The 12,171-nt window shown below is 64.7% G+C and carries 11 protein-coding genes and 1 tRNA gene; 6 read left to right on the plus strand and 6 right to left on the minus strand.

Translation table 11 applies throughout. From position 1 onward, the window contains the following. Positions 1-31: 31 nt before the first annotated feature. The 5 genes from sucD to recA form a co-directional block, all read right to left on the minus strand. On the minus strand, positions 32-913 hold the full coding sequence (gene sucD / locus AC1DQR_RS31885; RefSeq protein ID WP_043343904.1) for a succinate--CoA ligase subunit alpha: 882 nt from the start codon (positions 911-913) through the stop codon (positions 32-34). 81 nt (positions 914-994) lie between these two features. Beyond that, positions 995-2,161, minus strand: coding sequence for an ADP-forming succinate--CoA ligase subunit beta (sucC, locus tag AC1DQR_RS31890; RefSeq protein WP_043343899.1), 1,167 nt, complete (start codon positions 2,159-2,161; stop codon positions 995-997). A 69-nt stretch (positions 2,162-2,230) separates the two neighbouring features. After that, positions 2,231-2,905 (minus strand): DUF2889 domain-containing protein, encoded by a 675-nt coding sequence (locus AC1DQR_RS31895; RefSeq protein WP_253930334.1) that lies wholly within the window; start codon positions 2,903-2,905, stop codon positions 2,231-2,233. Between the two features lie 325 nt (positions 2,906-3,230). Continuing rightward, the gene (recX, locus tag AC1DQR_RS31900; protein WP_416047663.1) at positions 3,231-3,698 is read right to left on the minus strand and encodes a recombination regulator RecX; all 468 of its coding nucleotides are present in this window, start codon (positions 3,696-3,698) and stop codon (positions 3,231-3,233) included. Positions 3,699-3,826: 128 nt separating this feature from the next. Beyond that, a complete protein-coding gene (recA, locus tag AC1DQR_RS31905; protein ID WP_416047662.1) occupies positions 3,827-4,918 on the minus strand; it encodes a recombinase RecA in 1,092 nt (363 codons plus the stop codon). A gap of 297 nt (positions 4,919-5,215) precedes the next feature. Between recA and AC1DQR_RS31910 the strand changes: the two genes are divergently transcribed. The 6 genes from AC1DQR_RS31910 (at position 5,216) to tolA (ending at position 11,182) form a co-directional block, all read left to right on the plus strand. Continuing rightward, positions 5,216-5,902 (plus strand): response regulator, encoded by a 687-nt coding sequence (locus AC1DQR_RS31910; protein WP_416047661.1) that lies wholly within the window; start codon positions 5,216-5,218, stop codon positions 5,900-5,902. Positions 5,903-6,002: 100 nt separating this feature from the next. Next, on the plus strand, positions 6,003-7,559 hold the full coding sequence (locus AC1DQR_RS31915) for a sensor histidine kinase (protein ID WP_416047660.1): 1,557 nt from the start codon (positions 6,003-6,005) through the stop codon (positions 7,557-7,559). Beyond that, complete coding sequence (locus AC1DQR_RS31920; RefSeq protein WP_416047659.1) at positions 7,556-7,873, plus strand: DUF4212 domain-containing protein; 318 nt, start codon at positions 7,556-7,558, stop codon at positions 7,871-7,873. Before AC1DQR_RS31915 ends, AC1DQR_RS31920 begins: the two co-directional genes overlap by 4 nt. Before the next feature lie 263 nt (positions 7,874-8,136). After that, positions 8,137-9,837: an MFS transporter gene (locus AC1DQR_RS31925; RefSeq protein ID WP_477134431.1), complete on the plus strand. Its 1,701-nt coding sequence runs from the start codon at positions 8,137-8,139 to the stop codon at positions 9,835-9,837. A gap of 202 nt (positions 9,838-10,039) precedes the next feature. Continuing rightward, positions 10,040-10,116: transfer RNA gene (locus AC1DQR_RS31930), tRNA-Met, on the plus strand. A gap of 319 nt (positions 10,117-10,435) precedes the next feature. Further along, positions 10,436-11,182, plus strand: coding sequence for a cell envelope integrity protein TolA (tolA, locus tag AC1DQR_RS31935; protein WP_416047657.1), 747 nt, complete (start codon positions 10,436-10,438; stop codon positions 11,180-11,182). Between the two features lie 106 nt (positions 11,183-11,288). On the opposite strand, the gene AC1DQR_RS31940 is transcribed toward tolA, so the two are convergent. Continuing rightward, a complete protein-coding gene (locus AC1DQR_RS31940; protein WP_416047656.1) occupies positions 11,289-12,128 on the minus strand; it encodes a MetQ/NlpA family ABC transporter substrate-binding protein in 840 nt (279 codons plus the stop codon). Positions 12,129-12,171: the final 43 nt, after the last annotated feature.

The following is a 12,171-nucleotide window of genomic DNA, read 5'->3' on the forward strand; positions in this document are numbered from 1 at the left end:
CGCCCGGAGGCGGGAGGCTGCAGATCGGTATTTACAGGATCGACTTGAGCAGGCGAGCCATTTCCGACGGGTTCTTGGTGACCTTGATACCGCAGGCTTCCATGATTTCCAGCTTGGCTTGCGCCGTGTCGGCACCGCCCGAGATCAGCGCGCCGGCGTGGCCCATGCGCTTGCCCGGAGGCGCGGTCACGCCAGCGATGAAGCCAACCACCGGCTTCTTCATGTTTTCCTTGATCCAGTAAGCCGCGTTGGCTTCGTCCGGACCACCGATTTCGCCGATCATGACCACGGCGTCCGTTTCGGGATCGTCGTTGAACATCTTCATGATGTCGATGTGCTTCAGGCCGTTGATGGGGTCGCCACCAATGCCGACTGCCGACGACTGGCCCATGCCCAGCGCGGTCAGCTGACCGACTGCTTCATAGGTCAGCGTGCCCGAGCGCGACACCACGCCGATGCGGCCCTTGCGGTGGATGTGGCCCGGCATGATGCCGATCTTGATTTCGTCAGGCGTGATCAGGCCCGGGCAGTTCGGTCCCAGCAACAGGGTCTTCTTGTTGCCCTTGGCCATCTTGTCCTTGAGCTCCATCATGTCGCGCACGGGGATGCCTTCGGTGATGCAGACCACCAGGTCCAGGTCAGCGTCAACGGCTTCCCAGATGGCGGCAGCGGCGCCTGCGGGCGGCACGTAGATCACGGACACGGTGGCGCCGGTCGATGCCTTGGCATCCTTGACGCTTGCGTAGATGGGAATGCCTTCGAAGTCTTCGCCCGCTTTCTTCGGGTTCACGCCGGCAACGAAGCAGTTCTTGCCGTTGGCATAGTCACGGCAGCCACGGGTGTGGAACTGGCCGGTCTTGCCGGTGATGCCCTGGGTGATGACCTTGGTGTCTTTATTAATCAGAATCGACATGCTGTAATCCTTTGCTTGGCTCAAAGCAGCGCGCGAAGGCCTGGCCCCGGCGCGCTGCTGGCGTTCGTGTTCGCGTCTGGCTTACTTGCCCGCGGCAGCAGCCACGACCTTCTGGGCAGCTTCTTCCATGGTATCGGCGGCGATGATGGGCAGGCCCGAGTCGGCCAGCATCTTCTTGCCGATCTCTTCGTTGGTGCCCTTCATGCGCACGACCAGCGGCACGGACAGCGACACGGCCTTGGATGCAGCGATCACGCCTTCGGCGATCACGTCGCAACGCATGATGCCGCCGAAGATGTTGACCAGGATGGCCTTCAGGTTCGGGTTCTTCAGCATCAGCTTGAAGGCTTCGGTCACCTTCTCGGTGGTGGCACCGCCGCCCACGTCCAGGAAGTTGGCCGGCTCGCCGCCGAACAGCTTGATGGTGTCCATGGTGGCCATGGCCAGGCCAGCGCCGTTCACCAGGCAGCCGATGTTGCCGTCCAGCGAGATGTAGGCCAGGTCGAACTTCGACGCTTCGATTTCAGCCGGATCTTCTTCGTCCAGGTCGCGGTAAGCGACGATTTCCGGGTGACGGAACAGGGCGTTGGAGTCGAAGTTGAACTTGGCGTCGAGCGCGATCACCTTGCCGTCGCCGGTCAGGATCAGCGGGTTGATTTCAGCCAGCGAGGCGTCGGTGTCCCAGAATGCCTTGTACAGGCCTTGCAGGGCCTGGCGGGCTTGCGCCACGCTTGCGTCGGGCACGCCGATCTTGCGGGCGATGTCGTCAGCGTCCGCGTCGAGCAGGCCGGCCGACGGATCGATGATCAGCGTGTGGATCTTTTCCGGGCTGTGGGCAGCGACTTCTTCGATGTCCATGCCGCCTTCGCTGGAGGCCATCAGGGCGACCTTTTGCGAAACGCGGTCAACCACCAGGCTGACGTACAGTTCCTTCTTGATGTCAGCGCCTTCTTCGATCAGCAGGCGGTTGACCTTCTTGCCTTCCGGGCCGGTCTGGTGCGTGACCAGGGTCATGCCGAGGATGTTGGTGGCGTAGGTCTTGACCTCGTCGATGCTCTTGGCCACCTTCACGCCGCCGCCCTTGCCGCGGCCGCCCGCGTGGATCTGCGCCTTGACGACCCATACCGGGCCGCCCAGTTGTTCAGCAGCCTTCAGGGCCTCTTCGACCGAGAACGCGGGGATGCCGCGCGGAACCGGCACATTGTATTTGCGCAGGATTTCCTTGCCTTGGTACTCATGGATATTCATGCGTGTTTCCTTTCGGGTAGGCGTAAAAGTGTGGAGATGAAATCTCGGCGGACTGCAGGCCGGCCTGGCTTAGCCAGAAGTGCCGGTTGACCTGCGCGACATGGCGCCGTCGGCGGGGGCGGCGAGCGCCTCCGCTGGCTGCGCCGCCGGGGTCGATGACCCTTCGGTCTTGATCCTCGGTTTTGGCTGGTGACCATACCAGCGGGGGTAAAACTGGCGTACGACCTCGCCTTCGAAATGCAGGGCATGGCAGCCGTGCAACTGGTAAGGCGGTTCGGTACTGGTGTCTTCGGCACCGCCGTCGCGAATGTTGAACACATCGCCGGCGAATGCCTGGATCGCGGTGGTCGGCAGTATGCCGGCCAGCTCGGTCAAATGGGTGCATCCGGCCACGCCCGACAGGCGCTCTTTCACCGACTTGCGGAAACCCTTCATCAGGTTCAGGCCGATCAGCTTGCGGTAAGCCGGGCCGATGGTGTCGCACTGGCCGGGATAGGGCACCCAGTCGGAACAGGCATCGGCATCCACGACGTTCATGCGCAGGTCGATGGTGACGCGCAGCCACAAATCGTGCAGCGGCTCGCCCACCGGGCGCACACCGCCGCCGGCCAGCGGAATCTCGCGCGGCTTGGTGTCAGTCAGGCGCGCTTCGATGTCCCATAGGCCGTCGTCCCTAAGATAGGCCTCCGCCGTGATGGCACGACGGTGACGCAGGGCGCGATTGACGGGCGGGGAAAGCGGCATAACACCAGGCAGGAGCGGGAGAAATGGACGGCTGGGCCGGAAAACCGCAGGATTTTAACATGCCGGACAACGCTCGCCGGGAACAAACTGCGCGCGGCGCTGTTGCCGGGGATTGTCGAGCGACGGGCAAGCCCCGCGCATGCGGAAAAATCACGGCATTGCGGCGGAAACGGCCTAAGGTGTCAAGGCATCAAGGCATGAGCAAGGCGTGAAGATTCGGAATACGCCTACTGGCAAAGCAGGTATGCGCCCGCAACCGGCGCAGGACATGGCAGTAACATCACTGCGGCATCACTTGAACTTGAGGCTGCCGCGTCGGCGAACGTCAATCGCTGCCATCCAGCCACTCATCCGCCCCTTTGATCACCTGGCTCACCACCGAGCGGGAAAAGCCGCGGGCGACCATAAAGCGGATCTGCTTGGCCTTGTCTTCGGGCGTGGCGGGCGGCGTGCCAAAACGCTTTTGCCAGACCGCGCGGCCGCGCTCCAGCTCCGACCCGCGCAGGCGATCCTGCAGGTCGGCGAGCTGATCGCCGCCGAGCTGATGGGTGCGGGCTTCCTGCATCACGCGGGCGGCGCCATAGCGGGCCGCGCGCCGGTGCATCAGGCTGTCGACAAAGCGCGCGTTGGATAGCCAGTTCTCGCGCTCCAGCGCGTCCAGCAGCTGCTCGAGGGCCTCGGGAGACTCGGCGTGCGGGGCCAGCTTGCGCGCCAGCTCCGCCCGGCTGTGCTCGCGCCGCGACAGGTAGCCGACGGCGCGGGCTTTCAGGGAGAGAGGAGGACGGGTAGCCATGGGGAAGGCGCGCTTGAACACCGCGCATTATCAATGCGCTTTAAAAACGCAAACCGGGGCGRCGCGCGTCGCTGCGCGTGCCGCCCCGGGGTGGGGATCGCGGCCGGGAATGCCCCGGCCAGCGAAGCTCAGTCTTCGGCGGTGGCCACGGCGCCGGCGGTGGCCACGGCGCCGGCGGTGGCCGGCGTGCCGTTCATCAGGACTACGCCCAGCGACTCGCGCACCTTGTTCTCGATCTCGTCGGCGATGTCCGGATTCTCGCGCAGGTATTCACGCGCGTTGTCCTTGCCCTGGCCGATCTTCTCGCCCTTGTAGCTGTACCACGCGCCCGACTTCTCGACGACCTTGGCGTCCACGCCGAGATCGATGATTTCGCCCTGGCGCGAGATGCCCTGGCCGTAGAGGATGTCGAAGAAGGCTTCGCGGAACGGCGGCGACACCTTGTTCTTGACTACCTTGACCTTGGTTTCGTTGCCGATCACCTCATCGCCCTTCTTGATCGAGCCGATGCGGCGGATGTCCAGGCGCACCGAGGCGTAGAACTTCAGCGCATTGCCGCCGGTGGTGGTTTCGGGCGAGCCGAACATCACGCCGATCTTCATGCGGATCTGGTTGATGAAGATCACCAGGCAGTTGGTGCGCTTGATGGTGCCGGTCAGCTTGCGCAGCGCCTGGCTCATCAGGCGGGCCTGCAGGCCCGGCAGCGAATCGCCCATCTCGCCTTCGATTTCGGCCTTGGGCACCAGGGCCGCCACCGAGTCGATCACGATCAGGTCGACCGAGCCCGAGCGCACCAGCGCGTCGGTGATTTCCAGTGCCTGCTCGCCGGTGTCGGGCTGGGAGATCAGCAGGTCGCCCACGGACACGCCGAGCTTGCCGGCATAGTTGACGTCGAGCGCGTGCTCGGCATCGATAAAGGCGCAGGTGCCGCCCAGTTTTTGCATTTCGGCCACGACCTGCAGCGTCAGCGTGGTCTTGCCCGAGGATTCCGGACCGTAGATTTCCACSACGCGGCCGCGCGGCAGSCCGCCGACGCCCAGCGCGATGTCCAGGCCCAGCGAGCCGGTGGACACGACCTGGATATCCTGGTCGATGTCGGCTTCGCCCAGTTTCATGATCGAGCCCTTGCCGAACTGCTTCTCGATCTGGGCCAGCGCGGCCGCCAGCGCCTTCTGCTTTTCGGCGCTTACGCCAGCACCCGCCTTCTTGCCGTCATCCATGGTCGTCCTTCCGTCAATGGTGTATAAATAGGCCGCATGTGGCGCGCCGCCTGCTTTTGCGGGTAACCGCCCGACCCGCGCCGCGCTGCGAACTCCTGATGACAATGAACCTGGCAGCAGGGGCAAACATTGGGCAAACGTCGGTAATACGTGCGTTGCTGAATTCAGTACGATCCGGCCCGCTCACTGCGCGACCGGATCAAGCGGGTACTGTATAAAAAAACAGTATGCTTGGCAAGTCCCGCACGCGTCATTTGATGTAAAGCGACGACTAAGCCGGCCAGGGTGGAGACAACCATGCGTATTCTGATCGCCGAAGATGACGATGTGCTGGCAGATGGCCTGACACGCTCGTTACGTCACTCCGGCTATGCCGTCGACCATGTCGCCAGTGGGGTTGAAGCCGACTCGGCGCTCTCGACCCAGACCTTCGACCTCCTGATCCTCGATCTCGGCCTGCCCCGCATGCCCGGACTGGAAGTGCTCAAGCGCCTGCGCACGCGCGGCGCCATGCTGCCGGTGCTGATCCTGACCGCGGCGGATGGCGTCGACGAGCGCGTCAAGGGCCTGGACCTGGGCGCCGATGACTACATGGCAAAGCCTTTCGCCCTGTCCGAGCTGGAAGCCCGCGTGCGCGCGCTGGTGCGGCGCGGCGCCGGCGGCGGCGCCACGCTCACGCACCATGGCCCGCTGGCCTTCGATCAGGTCGGCCGCATCGCCTACCTGAACGAGCAGATGCTGGATCTCTCCGCGCGCGAAGTTGGGCTGCTGGAGATCCTGCTCACCCGCACCGGGCGGCTGGTATCGAAGGAGCAGCTGGTCGACCACCTGTGCGAATGGGGCGAAGAGGTCAGCAACAATGCCATCGAAGTCTATGTGCACCGGCTGCGCAAGAAGATCGAGGTGGGCGGGATCCGCATTGCCACGGTACGCGGGCTGGGCTACTGCCTGGAGAAATTCCAGGCCACCGTGGCGCACGACTAGAAAGCGCCATTAGAATCGGAATCGGAATCGGCATCAGCGCCGTTTCCCTTTGACGGCATGCCGGCGACGCCGCCAAGACCTGCCCCACCACCTCCTCCCCATGAGCCTGCTGCGACTGCCCCGGCGGCGCGCGCGGGCCGCACGGCCCGCGCGCACGCCCTCCCCGCCCGATGAGATCGTCAGCGACGAAACGCTGGCCGACGCCCTGCCGCATCTTGAAGACAGCGCGGGCCATCCGTCGCCGCGCTCACTGTTCGGCGAAATCCTGGACTGGATGCTGGCACCGCTGCTGCTGTTGTGGCCGATGAGCATTGCCGTGACCTACCTGGTGGCGAAGTCCATTGCCAACGGGCCCTTCGACCGCTCGCTGGAGGCCAGCGCCATCGTGCTCTCGCAGCAGGTGCGCGAGGTCAACGGGCGCGTCACGCTGCAGTTGCCACTGTCCGCGCGCGAAATCCTGCGGGCCGATGAAACCGACAACATCTACTACCAGGTGGTGGGCACGCACGGCGAGTTCGTCGCCGGGGACAACGACATGCCGCTGCCCGGCGAGGACGATCGCGGCCACGCCGGGCTGGTCTCGCTGCGCGACGACCGCATCGCGGGCAACGACGTGCGCGTGGCCTACACCTACGTCGACCTGAAGCAGGCGGGCGACGCGCAGCCGGTGCTGGTGCAGGTTGGCGAGACGCTCGACAAGCGCGCGCGGCTGGCCAATGAAATCATCAAGGGCGTGATCCTGCCGCAGTTCGTGATCCTGCCGCTGGCGGTGGTGCTGGTGTGGTTCGGCCTCACGCGCGGGCTGGCCCCGCTGACCTCGATCCAGCAGCGCATCCGCGCGCGCAACCCCGGCGACACCAGCCCCATCGACGAACACGCCGCGCCGCAGGAAATCACGCCGCTGGTGGCCTCGTTCAACGACCTGCTGGCACGGCTCGACGTTTCCGTGCAGACGCAAAAGCGCTTTATCGCCGATGCCGCCCATCAGATGAAGACGCCGCTGGCCGGGCTGCGCATGCAGGCGGAGCTGGCGCAGCGCGAGCAATCGCCCGAGGAGCTGCGCAAGTCGCTGGCGCAGATCGCCGGCAGCTCGGAGCGCGCGGCCCACCTGGTGACGCAGTTGCTGTCGCTGGCGCGCATGGAGAACCTGGCCGGCGCCGGCAGCATGGCGCCGCTGGACCTGGCCGCGCTCGCGCGCGAGGTGGTCAAGGACTGGCTGCCGCAGGCGTGGGCGCGCCGCATCGACCTCGGCGTGGATGCCGACGACCACCCGGTGATGGTGCAAGGCAATCGCCTGATGCTTACCGAGATGCTCAACAACCTGATCGACAACGCCATCCGCTACACGCCGGCCGATGGCCACGCCACCGTGCGCGTCAGCGCGGATGCCTTCGAGCCCTTCGCGTATCTCGAGGTGGAAGACACCGGCCCCGGCATCCCGGTGGCCGAGCGCGAGCGCGTGATGGAACGGTTCTACCGCGTGCTCGGCACCAAGACCCAGGGCAGTGGCCTGGGCCTGGCCATCGTGCGCGAGATCGTGCAGCAGCACGGCGGCGATGTCAGCATTCTCGACCACGTCTACCAGACGGAGCCGCGCCTGGCCGGCGCGTGCTTTCGCATCACGCTGCGCCGGCCATCTCCCCTGGAGCCTGCATGACCGACCCCGACCACACGCGCGGCGGGCGCGACCAGGCCGATCAGTCCGAGCGCCGCGCGTGGCATCGCAACCTGCGCTGGATTGCCGTGCTGCTGTCGATCTGGTTCGTCGTCACCTTCGTGGTCGCCTGGTATGCCCGCGAGCTGCGCTTCGATTTCTTCGGCTGGCCCTTCTCGTTCTGGGTCGGTGCCCAGGGTGCGCTGATCGTCTACGTCCTGATGGCGGCAATCTATGCCTGGCGCATGAACCGCGATGAAGACGATGACGCCGGCGAGCTGCCCGTGCCCGCCCGCCAGCATGACGATGCTGCATAGCAAGAAGCCCGGCCCTGCCCCTCGAAGCTGATTTTCGCAAGCCCTCCAGAGACCCTTCGCACCGCAGCGCAGCACCACCAAGCCAGCTTTTTGCCTAGCGTATACCCCGAGCGTTTAGTGGCGAATTCGGCCAAAATTGTCAGAACGCAGTAAGTTTCGCCTCCCACAATCCATTGCAACTTAGGAGGTTGTCGCGCGCCCGCCAGAGAACGCGTGCGCGCCGGCCGCCAACCTGAAAGTTCCGATCACAAACGGAGGAGACAATGGCTAACGCACAGAACGTGGCAATGCCCGGAGGCACAGCGCAGGGCTCGGCGATGACGCCCGAAGAGAGGAAGGTGATCTTTGCCTCCTCGCTCGGGACGGTGTTCGAGTGGTACGACTTTTATCTTTACGGTTCGCTGGCGGCCATCATCGCCAAGCAGTTCTTCTCCGGCCTCGATCCAACCGCCGCCTTCATTTTCGCCCTGCTGGCATTTGCCGCCGGCTTCATCGTGCGGCCGTTCGGCGCGCTGGTGTTTGGCCGCCTGGGCGACATGATCGGGCGCAAGTACACCTTCCTGGTGACCATCCTGATCATGGGGGCCTCAACCTTCATCGTGGGCMTGCTGCCGGGATTTGCCAGCATCGGCTGGGCCGCCCCGATCATCCTGATCGGGCTGCGCATGCTGCAGGGCCTGGCGCTCGGCGGCGAGTACGGCGGTGCCGCCACCTACGTGGCCGAGCACGCACCGCACGGCAAGCGCGGCGCCTATACCGCGTGGATCCAGACCACCGCCACGCTCGGCCTGTTCCTGTCGCTGATCGTGATCCTGGTGTGCCGCAACATGACAGGCGCCAACTTTGAAGTCTGGGGCTGGCGCATTCCGTTCCTGGTCTCGATCCTGCTGCTGGGCGTGTCGGTCTACATCCGCCTGTCGATGAGCGAATCGCCCGCCTTCCAGAAGATGAAGGCCGAAGGCAAGACCTCCAAGGCCCCGCTGACCGAAGCGTTCGGCCAATGGCGCAACCTGAAGATCGTGATCCTGGCGCTGATAGGCCTGACCGCCGGCCAGGCCGTGGTCTGGTACACCGGCCAGTTCTACTCGCTGTTCTTCCTGACCCAGGTGCTCAAGGTCGACGCCACCACCGCCAACCTGCTGATCGCGGGCGCCCTGGTGATCGGCACGCCCTTCTTCATCTTCTTTGGCTCGCTGTCGGACAAGGTCGGGCGCAAGTGGATCATCATGGCCGGCTGCGCGCTGGCGATGCTGACCTACTTCCCGCTGTTCAAGGCCCTGACCCACTACGCCAACCCGGCCCTGGAGCGCGCGCAGCAAAGCGCCCAGATCGTGGTGACCGCGGATCCGAAGCAATGCTCCTTCCAGGGCAGCCCGATCGCCCGCGAAATCGATTTCCGCAGCTCCTGCGACATCGTCAAGCGGACCCTGGCACAAGCTTCGGCCAGCTATGAAGTGGTGGAAGCTCCGGCCGGCACCGTGGCCTCGGTGAAGATCGGCGACAAGGAGATCCCTTCCTTCAACGCCTCGCTGGTACCGGCAGGCCACAGCTTCGACGATGCGAGCAAGAAGCAGATCGCCGCGTTCAAGAAGCAGGTGGGCGAGTCGATGGCCTCGGCCGGCTACCCGACCAAGGCGGACCCCGCGCAGATGAACACCATCATGGTGCTGGTGGTCCTCGTCATCCTGGTGATCTACGTGACCATGGTGTACGGCCCGATCGCGGCCATGCTGGTGGAGATGTTCCCGACCCGGATCCGCTACACGTCCATGTCGCTGCCGTATCACATCGGCAATGGCTGGTTCGGCGGCCTGCTGCCCACCATCTCCTTCGCGCTGGTGGCGCAGAACGGCAACATCTACTACGGCCTCTGGTACCCGATCATCATCGCGGGCGTCACCCTGGTCCTCGGCTCGCTGTTCATCCGTGAAACCAAGGACGTGGATATCTACGCCAACGACTGAAGGCGCGTGAGCCTGCCCGTCGTCCAGGGCACCAGCCTCATGCACGACTGATCCGGTAGTCAGTCGCTCCACCGGCGGGCCGCAAGGCCCGCCTTTTTTTGCAGGCTGCAGGGTGCATGCCGTGCCATTCGACGCCCTCAAAACTTTTTGAAGAAGTGGTGTTGACAGCCTCAAAATGCCATGTATAATCTCGGTCTTGTTCGGCGAATTAGCTCAGTTGGTTAGAGCGACGGAATCATAATCCGCAGGTCCGGGGTTCGAGTCCCTGATTCGCCACCATATTCGTTGAAGCCTGGAAACGGGCTACAACAAAAACCCCTCCCGATCGCAAGATCGGGAGGGGTTTTGCTTTTGGGGCTTCTGTTTTCTTGCGGTCGATTTCTATCCTCGCCGGATCTACGCTCCACCTTCAGAGCACCCAGCCGCGGAGAATCCCGCTTGCCTACCGCAACGATGCCGACCTAAGCTGCATGCAGTGGAGCCACGCGCGGGGTCGCGCACAAAGCACTGCACCGTCTCCTTTCACAGGGATGTGAGAGTGATTCCAGAGTGACACAGCACTGACTATGCATCGCCCGTCCGTGGCCTGCCGCGCGTCATGACGACCATCGCCCATCCGTATCAACAGGTGCAGGAGCGAGGAACGCTGAAGTGTTTCCTGCTGGCTCTGTTCATGCATCTGCTGCTGGGCCTGATGCTTTACTACGGGGTGCATTGGCAGAGCCGCACGCCGGCCGGCGTGGAGGCGGAGCTGTGGGACACCGTGCCCGAGATTGCACAGCCCCAGCCGGTGGTCCAGCCGACGCCCGTGGAACCGCAGCCCGTGTTGAAGCCGGAGCCGGACGACAACGCCGACATCGCCTTGCAGGCTCAGAAGCGCAAGCAGGCCGCCGCGGCCGAGGAAGCCAGGCAGGCCGACCAGCGCGAGCGCAAGGCACGTGAGGCGGAGCGCCAGGCGGCCTTGAAGCAGCAGCGCCAGAGCGAACTAGCGCGCCTGCAGGCCATGGCCAACAGCGCTCCCACCACAGGTGGCGTAGGCAGCCGCGCGGGCACCGGCGCTGGTGCTGGCGGCAACGCCTCGCCCGGCTACGCGGACCGCGTGCGGCGCCGCGTGAAGCCGAACATCATCTTTACCGAAGAGATCGCCGGCAACCCGGCCGCGGTGGTCGCGGTGCGCATGGCGCCGGATGGCTCGCTGCTGTCGGTGCGGCTCACCAAGTCCAGCGGCAATGCCGGCTGGGACAACGCCGTGCTGCGCGCGGTGGAGCGTTCCGACCCGCTGCCGCGCGACGAGAACGGCGTGGCGCCCCCCGGCGTCAACATCACGTTCATGCCGCGGGAGTAGCGGCCGGCCACAAACAAAAAGCCCTTCCGGACCTTGCGATCCGAAAGGGCTTGACTGTCAGGCCTGCGCAACCGGGACGGCTCAATGTCCACGGCCACCTGCCCAATCAGAACGACGGCACCATTGCACCCTTGAACTCGTTCTTCATGAACTGCCGTACCTCTTCCGACTGGTAAGCGGCAACCAGTTTCTTCACCCACGGCTTGTCCTTGTCCTGGGTGCGCACGGCGATGATGTTGGCGTACGGGCTGTGGATGTCTTCCAGCGCGATGGCGTTGCGGGTGGGCTGCAGGCCGGCGGCGAGCGCGTAGTTGGTGTTGATCACCGCCGCGGCCACGTCGGGCAGCGAGCGCGCCAGTTGCGCGGCGTCAAGCTCGACGAGCTTCAGCTTTTTCGGGTTGTCGCTCACGTCCAGCGGCGTGGCGTTGACGCCGTTGGTACCAACGCCGCTCTTGAGCTTGATCACGCCTTGCGCGGCCAGCAGGAGCAGCGCGCGGTTCTCGTTGGAGGGATCGTTGGGCACGGCGACCTTGGCGCCTTGCGGCAGGTCCTTGGGCGACTTCAGCTTCTGCGAGTAGATGCCCAGCGGAGAGATATACGTGTAGCCCGCGCTGACCATCTTGTAGCCGCGCTGCTTCACCTGGCTGTCCAGGTAAGGCTGATGCTGGAAGCTGTTGGCGTCGAGGTCGCCGGCGTCGAGCGCGGCGTTGGGCTGCACGTAGTCGTTGAACTCGACGACCTTGATGTTGAGTCCTTCGCGCTTGGCGACCTTCTGCACTACCTGCCAGACTTGCGCGTCAGGGCCGCTGACGGTGCCGACGCGCAGGGTCTGCTCCTGCGCCATCGCAGCGCCCGATGCCACGATGCCGAGCGTGGCTACCGCGACGCACAGCGCTTGCCGGAGGGAGGGATAGGAGAAACCAGAAAAACCAGAAAAGTTGGACATGCTGCTTGTGTTCCTTTCCGCCATGCAAGCCAGCTTGCATGGC

The organism is Cupriavidus sp. 05L411 (assembly GCF_056398045.1).